Source organism: Qipengyuania sp. CAU 1752, assembly GCF_054482615.1.
Genome location: NZ_JBTLRE010000001.1, coordinates 2,094,057 through 2,110,829 on the forward strand (window position 1 = coordinate 2,094,057; position 16,773 = coordinate 2,110,829).

A 16,773-nucleotide genomic window follows, 5' to 3' on the forward strand; every position below is an offset into this window, starting at 1 on the left:
CCCTACAACCCCTCGCAGACGTTGTTTTCCCCACTATCAAGGAACGGCGCGAAGGGACAATTTACGTAGCGCAAGCGAACTTGACGCGACCCCACCCTGACCAGGATTCGATCCGCTCGAATATCATTCGGCGCATTGCCAACCCCGCCTACTCGTTGTCCGGCATTATGCAGGCCGAGAAAGCTGATCATGTCATCCTGATCGATCCCGTCCCCTGACACGCCGATTCCTCCTACCAGCTGTCCCCCGCGGTAGATCGGGACCGAACCAGGGAAAATCTGGATGCCGTTAGCGACCCTTGTATGACCCGGTGTAACTTGAGGCAGCGACGTGCAGAAACGCGCGGTGTCGCTGGCCGTGGCACCTGTCACAAACCCCAGATGCTCAGCCAGGTTGCCGATTATCAGAGCAGATTGCAGCCCGGTTGAGAAGGGATTGAACCGTGCAATGGTACGGGACAGCGGACCATTCGCTTGCGCCACTTCACCGTCAGGAAAATAAGGTCGCGAAAGATTCCCGCCCGAGCGATCCGAAAAGGCGAATTGACCAGTCAGGGCACTGGGATCGCCAAGGAATGTGCGCACGCGATTGACAAATTGAGGCACTTCACCGCTCGCTTGCTGGAGTTCTGCAGCAGCAAATGGGGCCGAGAACAGATTGGCGGTGCGCGCCTTTTGCAAGCTGACATCAATACCGAAGATCGGTGCATCAGGCGAACGCACGATGCCCAGCACCTCGCCCCGTGTGTCGACCAGCGAAATGGTCACCTGTGCACGGCTGTCAAGCGGCTGGCGGATTTGGGCACGCGCTCGGCTCATCACGGAGAACGCTTCTTCAAGAATTGCGCGTGCTTCTGTGCCGGCAATCGCCGGAACCTCCGCGCCGTCAGTGCCAGCCCGAATGGGGAAGCGATTTGTGCCGCCCCCGTCAGTCAGGACGAAGGCATCCTGGATTGAGAATTCGGCAGCTCTCGCGGCGCGTACTCCGGAAGTCTCGCTACCGTAAGCGGCTCCCGCACGCAGTCCCGTACCTCCGAAATATCCGGTCACGGGGACCAGCGACCCGGCGGTGCCAGCGAAGCTTGCGCCCGCTACATCCGACAAGGAACCGTAGCCGGTATCGGTAAAGCGCAGCGATGTGCCGTCCACGAAAATCCGGTTGGCGCGGATCGCTTCCGGGGACTCGAAACCCACCGTCCCCGCCAGCGCGATCTGCTCATCGATATCACTGTCGGTGTCGAGCACGTTCGGGTCGAAACCATAGACACCGTCCGCCAACACGCCGACGCCGCCCACGACTACGCCATTCTTGTAGAGCGGGAATCCCCCTGGATCAGCAGCCAGTCCCAATGGCGATCTTTGCGGACCGATCATCCCATCGCTGGCACGTGCCGAGAGATCGGAGCAGGGAAGCTGGCTGAACTGCACGCCAAACAGCGGGCCACTTTCAAGCCCTGCAGTGCTTGGAGCAGGCGGAAAGTGTTCCTGCACGATCATGCTGGCGGTGCGGCTGGAGAACGCATTGCCTCCGCTCGACAGATAGGCACCGGTTATGGCTTTCGCGATGGCTGCCGCAGCTGCCGGGACAGTGAGACCCTGCGCATCGACATTCATTCCATTGGGCGCATCGGGGATGGCCGCCGTGGTTGCCGCACCCGGCATGGCAAACACGCCCAGAACATTCCCGACACGATCAACCACGGCAATTGTGGCAGAGACGCCTCCTGCATTGGCTTGAGCGGCTGCACGCGCGATTACCGTCCCGACATCCGCTGCGCTGAGCGATTCCTGCGCTGGCACGGCATATAGCGCGCCAGCCGGCGGCGGAGTTGGTGTGGGGGTCGCTCCTCCGCCGGACGTGTTGCCCCCGCCCGACGGACTTCCACCACCACCGCAGGACGAAAGCACCAGCGCACTCGCCCACAGAAGCGCGACTGGTCGTGTTCCGCGCCTCATTTAAGGGTCTCTATCGCCGAAGCCGCGCTGCCCAGGGCAGCGCGAAACTGTGCCGGCCGATAAGCATTGGGCTCGCTCACCGCGGCATAGGCACGGTTGATATTCGCACGAATTCCGGCTGCGGCGCCCACGGTCACGCGGCCTTCGCGCACGAGCGCGTTGAGCAAGGTATCAACCGCCATCACCGCCTGAACCGATCCGGCATAATCGGTAAAGCGCGCAGAAGTAGCGCGCCCGGCTACTGTGGAAATGACCGTGAATGCATCGTTGCTCGCATAGCTGCGGGAGGACAGTTCTTGAGAGAGGTCGGCAGCGTGCTGACGCAGCGTCAAAGCAGCCGCCTGTGCTGCGCGATAATCCTTGCCCATCGCGCCATGGAACGCCTTGCTCGATGAAAGAAATGCCTGTGCCCGGGCCGGCGCCAGCACATTGGCGACTGCTGACAGGACGATAATGTTCTCGTCATTGAACGGTGGATTGCCAAACGGAATTGGCCGACCGGGGTTGGTTTCGAACGTCAGTTTGCGTTGCGGGCCATCCTGGATCGCCCGATGACAGCTGTGGCAATCGTAGAAATAGAACTCGGGAAAGATCCCCGACATGGCGAACTTGGGTCGCGCAAACAGGTCCGTGGCGCGCCGGACTGCCTCGGCCTGCCCTACCGCCCATAGCCGGACACTACTGGTACGCCCCTTGCGTTCGGCATAGTCGCCATCAATGTCATGATGCTGCTGCAACGCGCTGAACAGGTCGAGTTCAAACGCAATCCGAGGGTGACCGGCCGCCATCATCTCATGCGTCACGAATTGCCCGGTCGAGGTGCTGCCATAGTGGCAATCGAGGCAGACCTGCGCGCGCACCTTCGGAATCTCCAGTGGGACGAGTCCGGCAGCGACATTCGAGGCATGTGTCGCGGGCCGCGAATAGTGAACTGCCAGCCAGCCTTGTGCGGGACCGTGGCAGCTTTCACAGCCAACACCATCCGTTAGCAGGAAGCGAGCACCGCGTGACGCAGCTGGCACGTAGGTCGCGTGGCATCCGAGGCAGGCCGGAGCCTTTGTTGCGGGACCGATGCCCAAAGTCGCGGCAATTTGCCTGCCGCGTCTGCCTTCGAGAGCCGCGTATGTTCGGCTGTGTGCACCGCTGGCCGAAGACGGCTCCTGCCATGTAGCGATCTCGTCTTGCCGAACGACCGCGCCATTTCCTTCTGCTCGCCCGTGGCAGGTGGAACCAGCGCATGTTGCGACCCCTTCATACCGTGCCACGTTGCCTTGTGCTTCTGCCCTTTCGGTGCCGAAAGAGAGCGCCGCGACAAGGGACCCCGCTAGCATCGAAAGCACCCCGATCATTCCGAGGCGCCCGAGGGAGAAATTCACTGCACACCCTCCTCGACCGGACAGTCAACATCGGCCTCGCTATCACATGGGCGCAACCAAAAGTCGTCATTCCCGACGCCGGTGATCGGTTCATCGATCAGCGGGGGTTTGACCAAGGGCTCGTTCTCGCGGATTTCGATGACCATTGCTTTACCAACCAAACTGCGGCCACCGGACGGATCACCCTCGGGTGTGACGCCCTTCAACTGGTCTTCGTTCAGCGGATCGAGCGGAACGATCTGCAACCGGCAAGCAAGACCGATGATGCATCCATTAATTGTCGATAGCGGATCAAACCGGCCCCCTGGTGCGGCCGTGCTTCCGTTGATCGTGACCAAGGGCTGAGTTTCCAACCCGGTTACGCGCGAGCCCGCGCTCAATATCACGCCGTTTATCGCAATCTGAGTTGCTGGCGACGCCGTGTCTATATTGAGCTCCCCCGCCGTAAAGCCGCGGCGATCGACAAATTCCTCACCCGCACCGCTGTTCTGGATGAATATGCGGTCCGTCGCAGAGATGTTGATCGATCTGGCCTGGAGGTAACCATCATCCGTTGGCGTGCCATCGGCGACACCCAGCCGGTCGCTTGCTTCGGTAAGATCTGCCGCGCTGGCGAGGTCTGCCAATGCCGCGCTACCCGCTACGATCAGCGATTGCGACTCGATTTGAAGCACGCCGCTCAATGTCCCCGCGGCATCGGAAATTTTCAGCGATCCAGTGTTCGCGCTGACAACGACCTGCTGACCTTTCAGCTGCAGTATCGAAACCGGGTCACCTGTGTCCAGCCTAGCCATGCCGGCCACGAACAGGTCACCAGCAGACAGGAGCGCCAGAGTACCGCGATCGCCCAGCGAACCGCCAATTCCTGTGGCAACGGTGAAGTCGCCAAGGCTGAAGAGGCCGCTCCCCGTGCTGGAAACTGTCAAACTGTTGTCTGCCGCGATCCGACCAAGCTCGGCCTGCGTCAGGCTGTAGGAATTGGCGACGTCCGCGCCGCCAACGAAGGTATTACCCACCGCGTCACTATTGGTGAGAGCAACACTTTGCGTGATCCCGAGTACGCCCAGCTGAGCCGCTGCACCCAGGTCAATCGCGCTAGAAGTCCCGTTGATCCTTGTGCCGATCACAGTCGCATCAACCGCAAGTCCGCCGCCGGCAATGAAGTCGGCATCGGTTGCTGCAAACACGTCGCCGAGTATGCTCGCATCGCCCCCGGCGGTAAATGTCGCAGACCCGCCAGATATGACATCATTGGTGGTTGCCAGATCTGCGCCCGCTGCAAGGGCCACATTGGCACCAGCATCGATAGTTCCATTGGAGAAGAGATCTGTCCCTGCAGTCAGCAGGGCATCGCCGCCCGCAACTATCGCTCCGTCGTGGGTGAGCGCGGTGGCGGCGTCGAGCGTCACATCGGTTGCAGCATCGAGGACGCCGACCGAGTTGAGCGCACTGCCGGCGATCATCTGGATCGCGCCTGAGGTCGCCGTGACATTCCCGGTGGAGGCCAGCGCGTCGCCAGCATTCATGGTCACATTGGCCGCCGATACAGGGCCATTGGAGAAGAGATCCGTTCCTGCGGTCAGCGAGGCATCGCCGCCCGCGATTATCGCTCCGTCCTGGGTGAGCGCGGTGGCGGCGTCGAGCGTCACATCGGTTGCAGCATCGAGGACGCCGACCGAGTTGAGCGTACTGCCCGCGATCATCCGGATCGCGCCTGAGGTCGCCGTGACATCGCCGGTGGCCGTCAGCGCGTCGCCAGCAGTCAAGGTCACGTTGGTACCCGAAATGGGTCCATTGATCGCGATAGAGCCACCCGTCGTGGAGCCGGTTACCGCGCCGACGGCGTTCGCTTGTGCAATGATCAAGTCATTCGCGGCCCCGTCGACTGTCAGCACGATATCGCCAGCGCTCGCTTGCACATCGGCAATGTCGAGCGTGGAGAGCGCCCGCAAATCAATCGATGTGCCAATTGCTGTGACAAGCCCTGCCGAGGAAAGATCATTGGTGACGGAAACCGGTCCGCCTAGTGATTGAAGCAAAGTGGCTCCGGCCGAAGACAGGTCGGTCATCGAGATGCCAACCGGAGCAATAATGCTGGCATCTCCGCCAGAGGCAATCAAGCCGGATGTGGTTGCCTCACGCGCGGCGATATAGAGCGTACCTGCGACATCAAGCAGCGCATCGGCTGCAATTGCCAAGGTGACATCGCGGGAGGTGATAATTGTGGCGTTGCCACCCACCGCCAGCGCGCCGCCGGATATCTGGGCGGTGAGCCCGTCTCCGGCTGGCGCAACCGCGCCTGTTGCAAAAACGGACAGGTCGCCGGTTATCGCCGGACCCGACGAGGGATCGAGCATGGTCAAATCGATCACCGTTGCGCCCGCCGTGGCGGTGCCTGCGGTCGCTGCCCCGGCACCCGCTACGCCATCGGCTTCGATCGCCAGGCTGGCGAATGTCCGCGCAGCTGTGCCGGCAATCGTGTCCTGGAGTGCAATACCCGAGGTTCCGCCTGTGCCGTTGCCGCCGACCTCCCCGCCGCCGCCAGCTCCATTAGCGGCGATCTGGGTTGCGCCCATGTCGAAGGAGCCATCCGCTATCATGGACAAGGCAGTTCCGCCGTTCGCATTGCCCCCATCGCCATTTACCGGAACCGGATCAGCAGAAGTGCCTCCGGTACCACCGAATGCCGATGCCACGATCAGGGTCGAACCGCTGTTGAGTGTGGCTGTCGAGCCGGGATCCATGATCAATTGCGCGTCACCGCCTGTGGCATTTCCGCCGTCCCCAGCCGCCGTTGCCGGGTCAAGATCGAGATCGTCATGACCCTGGCCGCCAAACGCAATAGCGCTCAGCGCGAGCACGTTCGTGGTAAGAGTACCTCCCGCAAGTCGAACCTGCGTGTCCCCACCAGTGCCATTTCCCGCTAATGGGGTTGTCCCGCCCAATCCTCCAGGTGCCGCTCGCCCTCCACCCGAAGCCCGCGACGAAACGAAGATCACATTTGCGTTGATCATACCGGCGGTCTGGGTAAGCGCCGCTGTGCCGCCGAACCCGTCGCCAGATTGTCCCTGCGTCGCATTCGTCGAGAAGCCCGATGTACCCCCAATGCCCTCTGCGCGAATGAACACATTATTCAGATCGACTGTGCCGCCATTGACATTGAACGCTGCGATCCCTCCGCGACCGTCACCCGCATCCTCCTCAACCCCGTCGATTCCTGCTGATCCAAGAGCGATCACATTCAGGTCTGCGGCGCTCAAAGTTCCGCCATTGGCACCAAGCTCGACAAGCGCCGATCCGCCGCTGGCGCTAAAGCCCTGACCGGCGACGAAGCCGCCGACGCCCTGATCGGCGTTTGCAAGAACATTGATGTTCCCGGCAACATCGAGCGTTCCGCCATCAATTGTGATTCTTGACAGGCCGCCAAAGGCATCGCTTGCCTGAATTCCGGAGAATCCAGCCGCGTTGGCGCGCAATTCAAGCACATCTGTGGTGCTATCGCCCAAGAGGGTGACATTGCCGCCGGCGGTGATTGTGAGAGCCACAATGCCGCCGAACGCATCACCCGCAGCAACGGCCGCGCTTGTGCTTTCAGAATCGGCACTCAGGACCATTTGGTTAGCGATGATCGTGCCACCGTCGACAGTCACATCAATTGTGCCACCGAATTGGTCGGGAGAAGTATTCGAGGGGAAACCCGGACCTTCGGTCGCGATCCTTGCGTCGGCATGGGCAGAAAGCAGGCCGTTGATTGTCAGCGCGCCGCCGTTCAGCACATCTATTGCAATCCCGCCGGCTGCACCAGTCAGGCCAGGCGCGAGATCAACGCCGGATATCGCATCGGCTCTGAGATCAAAGGTCTGCTGGATATTGAGGCTTCCCGGTCCTGATACTGACAGCGCAATCGCGTTGGGATCGCCGACGGCTTGACCGCCGATTCCGCCCATGGTTTGCGGAAGCACGCCAAAGGCGTTGGCATCAGCGAATAGTGACACCCAATCTTGCGGCTGCGAGGTGATATCGACCGTGATCCGGCCGCCAAAGCCAGCTCCGCCTTCAGCCGGGCCAAAACCGCCCCCGCCGTTTGCAAACAGGCTCACACTGCCAAATGCCAGCGATCCGCCTCGATCAAGCAAGCTGATATCGCCGCCAAAACCGTCTCCCGCAGCAAGCTGGCCCGAGCCACCACCAAAGCCGCTGGCGCTCGCCAACAAATTGCCGAAGCTCAGATTGCCAAGTGCCCCGGCAGTCAAAGTGACCGTGCCGCCAAAGCCGTCCGAACCGCCTGTTGGCACCGCGTCTTCCGTTCCGAAGCCGTCAGCACGGAATGATACGAAGGGCGCCGCAACGCTGCCCGCAATCCCTCCTGCTCCTTCGGCCAGAAGGTTCACTGTGCCGCCGAATCCACCCAGCGGGGCTGCAGATGAAAACGGACCAGCATCACTGCTCACATCGACATTCAGGGAGGTTGCAGCGTCGATCGTACCGCCTTGCGCGATCAGATCGATAGCGCCGCCCTGCGATGCTTGCGACGAAGCGAGCGTAAGCCCACCGCCTATCGTGATGGATTCGTTTACATCCGCCACCATCGAAATGGCTTGCTGCGCGTAAAGCGAAACATCGCTTGCGAAATCGACCGAACCGCCAGCAGGCGAAACGTCGATCCGGCCGCTTGCAAAACCGTCGACGCGATTGCTGAATACCGCATCGCTGATGTCTATGTTGCCGAAGTTGTCGGGAGATTCCGCGAGGGGCTGCCCAGCGGCGTCGAAACCGTCGTACCCGGCAGAAAGAATCACGGCGCTGCCGTCATTCGCTGCGACCGCAGCTGGCGTATAGCCGATCGAGCCGCCCAGCAGCATTGTCAGCGTGGCATTCTTGGGCAGGGCGACCATGGAGATGATCTGTCGGTCGGCCGCGGCGGTCGATGCCGGGCCTGTTGTCGTCCCGGTGTGCACCAAGCCATTCGGATCAGTCGTGCCGGTCAGAATGTTGATATCGAACAGGCCGGCATTGATGGTGAGATCAAGCTCTTCGGCAGCGACGTATGCGATGCTCCCGTCGGCGCTGACAGTCCCCGCCTGGACAAGGCGCGGCGCGACCAACGCGATATAAGAGGCGGCACCACCTAAGGCGTTGATTTGTGCACCTGCATCAATCTGGACCAAGCCGGTCGAATTGACAGGTCCGCGGAACAATACCTCGCCCGTAGGCCCGAACAGCGTGGTGCCCCCGGTATTGGTCTCTCCAAAAGCTATGTCATTTGTAGTCAGGATCAGGCTGCCGACGTTGAACACGCCGGTTGCGCCGACAATGATACCGGTGGGGCTGTAGAACCAGATATTGCCGCCCGGGTTGTTGACGCTTGCAAGGAGGTAACTGTTCACAGTCCCGTTGAAAGCGACCGCACTCGCAACCGGAGCCCCGTTGGCGTCGACCGGAATGATCCGATTGAGGACAGTGAAATTGGCGCTGGAATCAGCAAAGAAGTTTGCCGTGGTACCGATCGGCTGGAAGTCGATTACTGCAGGCGCGCTGGTATCGGTAGGCGTCCAGTTTATGACAACCTCCGACGTGTTGACCTGAATATCGGTAACGTTGGCGCCGGTTGAAATAATTGCGTCGCCAGCCACGACATCTGCACTCGCCTGGAATGACTGGGCATGTGCGACTTGCGAAATGCAGGCCAGAGCAAGCGCCATAGAGGAGCCGACAAGCAAACGGGCGCTGATCGAACAGCGCGTGATTGGTGTCTTGATCATTGGCTCCTCCACGGAACTAGACGGGCGGAGATCGTGAACAAGACACGCACATCGCCGCTTTCGGTCTGGAACCCACCCCGGCGGAGCGGCTTGGCAATGGTCAGATTGAAATCGGCTTGATCACCCCATTTTCCGCGCACCCCTCCTCCGGCAGAAGCCAGGCTGCGGGGATCAGGAGCGAGGGAACCGTCGGTCCACGCCTTTGCAATGTCGAAAAAGATAAAAGGTTGGAGCGCGACCGACGTGGGTGTTTGCGGAGCGATCCGACCGACCCGCAGCTCGAAACTGCTGCCAATGGCATGATCGCCCAGCGCTACGCCGGGATCATAGCCTCGCCCGACGGTAAAATTGCCGAGGCTGACCTGCTCATAGGCTAGCAGTGGGCCGGTTGATATTTGGGCAACGGGAGACATGCTGAGGGTAACGGTCGGCGCTGGCCGGTATTCGAACACGCCTTCAAGTCGCGCGACGCCCGAGCTTGGATCGGCAAAGAAATTGCTGATCGGGATATTGGGCGCAATGCAATCGGTAATATCGCTGCAGTCATTGCTCGCCCCGAGCCCGTCCAATCCCTGGCGCAGCTCGAGCGAAAAAGCGGTTTGCCAGCGAGGCTCCCGCGGAGTGAAACCGGCAAATCCGCGCAGACTGGCTGGATCCACCGCGGCAAATTCAAGCCTACCATAGATGACGCGCAGATCGTCCTCGGACAGTTGCGTCGAACCGAAATCGAGCTGCTGATCGATCATCTCGAAGCCGATGCCCGCGCGTAAGGTTCGTGCTTGCTTGCGGATCAGCGGATATTCGAGGCCGAAACCAGCGACCCAGGTTTCCGAGGCGAACGGCGCCCCGATATCCGGTTCGGACTCGCCATAGAGGAAGTTCGCCCGGGCCCTGAGGCCGCTGCCACCCAGAGCAAGGCTATGGCCCAATTCGGCGACAATCTGCTCTTCGAAATCTGTCGTGCTGTAGAGACTGACCCGCGTCTGGTCGCCCATCCCGGTCAGATCGTTGAGTACCAGTTCGGTAAAGATGCCTTCGCGACCGGTGCCGCGTGAAGCGAGATTGTGCATGGCAACACGCATTTCGACCGGACGACGCTCCACCAGGATGTCGCCCACGACTTCGCCTGAACCGCGATTGGCTGGTCGCAGCGTCAGCCGAACATCGAACCCAGGCAAATCCTGGAGTAACATGAGGTGCCGTTCGGCTTCGAAGACGTTGAAATACTCATCCTCGGTAAGCTGCGCCACATGGGCGGCAATCACGCGCTCGCTCCTGCCAGGATTGCCCCTTAGCTGGACTTCGATCAGCCTTGCGGCGAGCACGTCCATCTGGACGGTGCCGCCCTCTTCGATACGTTGCGGTGGCACTTGCACCGCGGCTAGGTACCCTTGCTGCCGCAGTATCGTGGCTGCGTGATCGCGCACCTCGCAAAGCTTGGCGATAGGGATAGGGGAACCTGCCAAATCGCGCCACGCGGTATCCAGTTGCGGCGCAGCGACATTCGGCAGCCCTTCAAACCGCACTTCCGCAAAATTCACGGTCACATCGGCATAGGTCGGATCTGCAAGCGGACAAGGACCGCGCTCGCCCCCGCCATCTATCGTCAATGTGGTTGGACGATCACGCTCGGGGATGCCAGCCTGGCCAACGCCCAATTCATCGCGGCTCGGAGGAACTCCAGTTTGCGCATGTGCGGTTGCGGGAAGAGCGATCAAACTGGCAAGCGCAATACCACGCAGCAACCTGCGACGTGTTTTAGCAAACTGGCTGATCCCGCTCATCAATCCCCCCTCCCGCCCCCATGACAGGAACGTTAGCCGACGTTCAATCGGGGGCGACACCTTCCGCTTCTGGCCCCATCCACTGCTTGAATACGCGATGGTCTCGTCTGTTTTATCCGGCAGACTCTTCCAGGTTATCTGCCAAAAGATTGAGCTGCGCCATACAGCCTTTCTCGATCAACTGCTCGGCAAGTTCGTCAGCCTGCTCGTATTTGCCTGGCAACAGCGCAAAAGTAACTTCGACATTTGGTGTCCCTTCGGGGCCTGCCAGCGTGTAACTGGTACCTTCGCTAACCGGCATGCGGTCCGCATCCAGCGCGGCCACCATCTCGCCATCTTCAAAGCTCACATGAATGTGCGCCGGCGATGTAGTGTCGGAAACAAGATACCTGGCGTTTCCTTCAGTTGTCGGACGCCAGAGGCGGACCGTTTCAAGGTCATACAGGCACATCTTGGCAGATTTTGAGACATCCACGTACCAGAGGTTCGGACTGGTAATCGGCCCACCTGTTTCAACCGGCCGAACCGCACCTGTCCGCACTCGCGAAGCGGCGCGCTGCCGCGTCAAGGCGGTAAATCTGGCGCGGGTCTCTACATCACGACCTCCAACGCGGTGGCGCCCCGCGTCCTTGAGTACGCGCGTACCCTTCGAAGTCAGAATTGTGATCTTGTCGCCGTCACGCAAGGTAATGGTCGCGTCGTCGTCCAACTTGGTTCCGACCGGATACTGTTTTGCCGATGGGCCACTGGCCTTTACGACAACTCCGGCGACTGCTGCAGCCGGAATAGCAAGAGCCGTTCCGGCAAGCGCAGCGGCAGCCAGCCGCAGATATGCCTTAGCCGAGAACATAAGCTCCTCCCTCACCCAGGTTTCGCATGCGGAACAGCAAGTTTTGTAGCGCAAAATCATTCGGATGGCTAGCCACGACCTCCTCGACAGCATGCAATGCCGCATCCGCATCAATATCTGCCAATATGCACGCGTCGCTCAATGCTTTGCGGTCTTTATCTGGGAAATCAGGGGCCGGTTCGAAGATCTCGACTGCCTGCGCGCGACCGCGCAATTGCACCTTCCCCATCGCCCGCCACCAATCCAATCCGGACCGCTCGGCAAACTCCCTGCTTGCCATCACGCTTGAATCGAGCATCTTGTTCGCCGCTTCGAGGCGTGCGGCGGTGTTCATGCTGTCCCCCAGAGCAGTGTACTGGATGCGCGATTTGCCGCCAAAGTTTCCGATCACGGCTTCGCCAAAATGCAGCCCGACGCGCGTCTTGCCGATCAAGGGCAATTTCGCGTCCAATTCGGCTACCTCTTGGCGAAAAGCTTCGCCTGCCTGCCAGATTGCGTAGCCCGCCTTTGCCGCGCGCGTTGCATCATCGGGCTTGGCGATCGGTGCGCCCCAAAAAGCCACCACTGCATCGCCCACAAACTTGTCGATCACCCCGCCATGATCGAGCACGACCTGGCTCAACATCTCGAGATAGCGATTGAGCAACCGGGCGACCATTTCCGGTTCGATCGCATGGCTCATCTTGGTGAAGCCTTCGAGATCACTGAAAAGAACGTAGATCTCTTTTTTCTCGCCATGCAGCGCGAGCAGCTCGGGCCGGTCGATAATGCTCTGGGCGATATCTCGAGGAAGATATTTTCCCAACGCGCTCTGGGCAAAGTTACGTTGGACCGCGCCGGACGCGCGAGCGGCGGTTGTGGCAGCGGTGAACGCAATGATCCAGCCGACCAGCCAGCCCACTGCGGGCAGGCCGTAAGTATCTATGCCTCTCGCTTCGAGAACAATTGGAACGCCCACAAAAAGAGCGAACTGCGCGCCGAGCAATGGCACTACACGCCACCTGCGCCATTCAAGCAGCGCTGTAAGAGCTGCAGAAATGATCGCCAAAAAGGCAAAGGCCCAAAGCGTGATAGGCAAGAGGCTCGGCTTGGCTTTGCCATCGAGCATTTGCGCAATCATCTCGCCGTGAACGGCAAGTCCCGGTGGTTGCTCGCCGGTAATCGAAGTGAAGGACGTGTTGACCCGGTCATAGTCAACGATATCGCCGCCGATCAGCACGTATTTTCCTCTGATCTGCTCGGCCAGAAATGGGATGATTGCTGGATCGGGATCGGCGAAAAGGTCGATCTGCAACGAGGGAATAAGCGGCGAGTCTTCAAACATCTTTCGCCGGTAGGTAATCACGCCTTCGTATCCGGGCAGCGCCCGATCAACGCCTTCTGCATCCTCGATCATCGCACGGCCGAGCAGAGGCGGAAGATCCGGCTCGATATCGGGCCAGGTCCGCGTCGCGCCAAATGCATTGTCCAGCCGGATGCTTGCCGGGCGCCCCCTGCTGCCCTCAAGCTCGGCGAGAAAGGATTCGAGATACTGCTGCTGCTCGTAAACGATCTCGTTCTCATTCGTCGCGACATTGCCATAGGCGACCGCTACCGGCGTGTTCATCGCACGCAATGAGTCAATCAGTTCAAGATCTTCATCCTGCGGCTGATCGAACAGAATATCGATCCCGATGGCCTTGGGTTCCATCGCGTCGAGCGTCTGCAAGGCATTTGCAAGAATCCCGCGATCAAGCGGAGACCGCTTGCGCGCGTTGATCAGCGTCTGATCGTCATAGACCACCAGAACCACGCGATCATCCTGCTCGATGATCTCGGCAAAATAGTAACTGCGCAGATCAAACAGCGCGCGCTCGGCATCGCTGATGAGCGGGGTCGGTTCGTCACTGTCCGGCAGGGTCCAACTGAACCGCGCAACAAACAGTGCGAGCAGCAAAAACAGCCCAGTGATCGTCAACTGAAGCGGCCCTGCCTGCCGGACATTTTTCCAGCCGCGCAGGATGAAATTGCCTGTCACCGGCTGTTGGTCCGGTTCAGGCACCGACAATTAGCTCAACCCTCCGGAAAAAGCGGTTTGCGAGCATCGCCGATGAGCGCAAATCCAGACCAGTAGAATGGGTGTGACGTCTCTGGATCATCCATCAATTGGCGCTGCGCAGACAGCAAGGCGCCGCCCATGGTGCGATTGGCACCTGCGGTGAACATGGTGGTGAAAAGCCGCTCGGTCGCGTCGTATGAATCGGGCGCCGGCCAATGGCTGGCAATGACTTGCCGTCCGCCGGCACCGATAAAGGCTCGCACCAACCCGTCCAGCGCCTGTCCGCCACCCGAAGCAACACCAGCCTCGCGAGTTGCCTCGAGCGTTGCGAAACTGGCGGTGTCGCAAGCTGACAGGATTATCAGGTCGGCATCCAGATTCAGGTCGAAAATTTCAATGAAGCGCAACAGGCCATCTGAACCATCGCCGCCGAACGAAGTAAGCAGAGCCGGACGCGCTGGACACCCTGGTTGCGGCGCGTTGACCAGCCCGTGCGTCGCAAAATGCACGATGCGGTACTGGTCGAGGTCGCCGCGTGTCTTGAGCGCCGTGTCGCTGAACTCGCCATCGAGCAGCAGGGTCGATTGGGCTTCTCCCACTATTCTGCGCGCTCCGAAGAGTTCGTCGGCCGAGATCGGGCGATCCCAGGCGGTCAATGGAATAGCGCAGTCGGCTTCGAGCGCACGAATCTCTGCAGGAGGAATCATTTGAGGCGGAGTTTCAGCAATGGTTCGGTTGCGGCCCAATCCGAGATAGGTGCGCTGCGCGGAAGATGCTGCAACTTCGCGGGCCTGTTTGAAGCTGGAGGCGGATAATGCTGTGCTGATTGCACGGTCGCGGCCAAGCCACTCGACACCGCTGTAATCATACTCGTCACCGCCTTGATCGACCCGCGCGTGATAGGCCTCGACACCCGCTTGCTCACCGATCAGCAGGTTGACCGGCAATTGCAGGAATGCGTCGTCAGGCTCGAACACCAAGTGGCGAACACCGACCAGCCGATCGCTGACAGGTGCGAAAACCGCATCATAAAGCTGCCTCGCACTGTCGACATCAAACGGATAAGTCGAAGTAATCCCGCTAACCGTCACAGAAATACTGTCGCGAAGCGCCGCGACCATTCTGTTTACTTCACGCGCATTGGCAGCGACGCGCCAACCGGTCGCCCCACCCGGCCCGATGTACACAGCGAAGTATTCATCGCCGAGCCGTGCAAGCTTGATATAGGCCTCGTCTGCTTCAAGTGTTCCAGCAAGTTCGCCGGCGGTAACATAGGTGCGGGCGATCGAGCGATATGCCGGATAGGCGGACAATGCCGCTGCGAGTTCGCTCTGCGCAAGTGCAATGCGCGCGCCTTCGCCCTCTAGCTGGGCAACCCGTGCGGCATCGCCACCTTGCCCGGCTTCAGCGCGTGCCTGAACCAGGGCCAGCTGGTTGCGTTTGCTTTCGCGCGCCACCGCAGTCGCGCGGCGGAATAGCTCGGCGGCCTCGCTATCGCTCGATGCCAGTTGGCGGGTGAGCTGTGATAACGTCTGTGCAGCGCCCGGCCGTTCGACCAGCTGCGAGGCAAGGAACAGATCATTGGCCAGGTCAGGTCGTTCGCCAATCTCCTCGACCAGCAAGCGGAAATATGGCCGCATCAGGTTTTCCACTCCCACCAGCGCACCGCTCTCACCGACCGTCGAGTTTACGATGCTGCGGTAGGTTTCCAACGCCTCCCCGGTACGGCCCCGGCGCGCATAAAACCCCGCCAAGCGCGCGCGTGCCGCATTGAGAGACGCGCTCTCTGGATAACGCAATGCAATCAGCTCAAGCGCCTGGAGCAGGCGGTTCTCTGCCGCGCCATTCTGCCCTTGTGCTTCATGGGTAGCTGCAACCTCTGACAAGATTTGCGCTCGCAACCGCGCAATGGTCAGCACCCGACCTTCACGCACACGCAGCATCGAATCTTCTGCCGCCAGCAGTTCCTGCCGCGCAGCAGCATTCTGCCCCTGAATCCGCAGAACTGTGCCGCGTATCTGGCGCGCCTGCGCATCGATGATCGCAGCGCGTTCAGCCAGGCTCAGCCGTGTATCCTGCGACGTCATGTCGGAAAAGGCGGCGGACGATCCGGCGTTGATCCGGTTCGCAAGCCCTTGCTCGATCAGGATTATGGAGCCCCGCGACAGGTCAGTCCCACTTATTGCCGGAACTGGCCTATCAAGGATGGCGAGCGCGTCTGAAATGCTTCCGCGATTGAGCGAGTCCAAGGCTTCGAAGTTGCGTGACAAACGTGTTTGTAGTGGATCTTCCGTGGCGAGATCGCGCGCGCTGGAGAACAGCCGCTCCGCCTGTTCGAATTCACCCATATTGGAATGCTGGAGGGCGCGATTGATCGTCACTTCGTGCAATCGCGCTTCGCGCGTCACCGGATCGGTATTGATTGCAGCTAGGAGGTCCGGCTGGAAGAATTCAGCGGCCTCCGCGTACTCGCCAGCATTATTGCGGCGATAGCCCTGACCCAGCAGAGCATCGACATCGCCCGTCGCCGCGCGCGCCGCAGCTAGCGACGCAGAGCCAGAGGTCGTGACGACTTCGACCTGTCCCTCGACAAGCCTGTCTGCGACCAAGCTTTCGAGCGTGAGGCGAAGTGCGCTATCATAGGCTTCCAGCCCTTCAACCACGTGTGCTGTATCACCTTGGTGTGCGGAATAGCTGATCCACTGCAGACCGGTCTCGCGTCCCGTACAGCTTTGCTTGCTGGCCCCCGCCAGATCGGATGAGGTTTCGTGGCAATCAAGCGGTTCAGCACGCGACAAGGCCAGCTGGCCTTTTGGATCGCCACCGGTTCGCAGGCTATAGGCAGAACCAACCGGTCGATCGATGTCGGCGCACAGGATCGCCCATTTGCGGTCAAAGATCGTCCCTCGCGCATCGCCCAGCATCACCCCCTGCGCTACACACAGGGCGCCCGAGGTTCCGATACGAAATTCTTGAGCAACAGACGGCTCTGTGCCAGCTGATTGTGC

7 protein-coding genes are annotated in these 16,773 nt (G+C 60.4%); all 7 read right to left on the reverse strand.

What is annotated here, in order from left to right; translation table 11 throughout:
• Window positions 1–2: 2 nt before the first annotated feature.
• The 7 genes from ACXYL9_RS10180 to ACXYL9_RS10210 all read right to left on the reverse strand — a co-directional run bounded on the left by ACXYL9_RS10180 (window position 3) and on the right by ACXYL9_RS10210 (window position 16,689).
• Complete coding sequence (locus tag ACXYL9_RS10180; protein WP_459039384.1) at window positions 3–1,955, reverse strand: heme-binding protein; 1,953 nt, start codon at window positions 1,953–1,955, stop codon at window positions 3–5.
• Window positions 1,952–3,286, reverse strand: a complete 1,335-nt coding sequence (locus ACXYL9_RS10185) for a multiheme c-type cytochrome (RefSeq protein WP_459039887.1) — start codon at window positions 3,284–3,286, stop codon at window positions 1,952–1,954. Before ACXYL9_RS10185 ends, ACXYL9_RS10180 begins: the two co-directional genes overlap by 4 nt.
• Window positions 3,287–3,327: 41 nt before the next feature.
• A complete protein-coding gene (locus ACXYL9_RS10190; protein ID WP_459039385.1) occupies window positions 3,328–9,093 on the reverse strand; it encodes a beta strand repeat-containing protein in 5,766 nt (1,921 codons plus the stop codon).
• A complete protein-coding gene (locus ACXYL9_RS10195) occupies window positions 9,090–10,877 on the reverse strand; it encodes a ShlB/FhaC/HecB family hemolysin secretion/activation protein (RefSeq protein ID WP_459039386.1) in 1,788 nt (595 codons plus the stop codon). The genes ACXYL9_RS10190 and ACXYL9_RS10195 overlap by 4 nt, the downstream gene beginning before the upstream one ends.
• A 112-nt stretch (window positions 10,878–10,989) precedes the next feature.
• Entirely contained in the window at window positions 10,990–11,787 is a 798-nt protein-coding gene (locus ACXYL9_RS10200) for a hypothetical protein (RefSeq protein WP_459039387.1), read from the reverse strand.
• Window positions 11,714–13,768 (reverse strand): CHASE2 domain-containing protein, encoded by a 2,055-nt coding sequence (locus ACXYL9_RS10205; protein ID WP_459039888.1) that lies wholly within the window; start codon window positions 13,766–13,768, stop codon window positions 11,714–11,716. Before ACXYL9_RS10205 ends, ACXYL9_RS10200 begins: the two co-directional genes overlap by 74 nt.
• Before the next feature lie 11 nt (window positions 13,769–13,779).
• On the reverse strand, window positions 13,780–16,689 hold the full coding sequence (locus ACXYL9_RS10210; RefSeq protein WP_459039889.1) for a CHAT domain-containing protein: 2,910 nt from the start codon (window positions 16,687–16,689) through the stop codon (window positions 13,780–13,782).
• Window positions 16,690–16,773: the final 84 nt, after the last annotated feature.

Bases quoted from the DNA above. Each gene is read 5' to 3' on its own strand.
- ACXYL9_RS10180 (WP_459039384.1), bottom strand. From the start codon at position 1,955: ATGAGGCGCGGAACACGACCAGTCGCGCTTCTGTGGGCGAGTGCGCTG.
- ACXYL9_RS10185 (WP_459039887.1), bottom strand. From the start codon at position 3,286: ATGCTAGCGGGGTCCCTTGTCGCGGCGCTCTCTTTCGGCACCGAAAGG.
- ACXYL9_RS10190 (WP_459039385.1), bottom strand. From the start codon at position 9,093: ATGATCAAGACACCAATCACGCGCTGTTCGATCAGCGCCCGTTTGCTT.
- ACXYL9_RS10195 (WP_459039386.1), bottom strand. From the start codon at position 10,877: ATGAGCGGGATCAGCCAGTTTGCTAAAACACGTCGCAGGTTGCTGCGT.
- ACXYL9_RS10200 (WP_459039387.1), bottom strand. From the start codon at position 11,787: ATGATTTTGCGCTACAAAACTTGCTGTTCCGCATGCGAAACCTGGGTG.
- ACXYL9_RS10210 (WP_459039889.1), bottom strand. From the start codon at position 16,689: ATGCTGGGCGATGCGCGAGGGACGATCTTTGACCGCAAATGGGCGATC.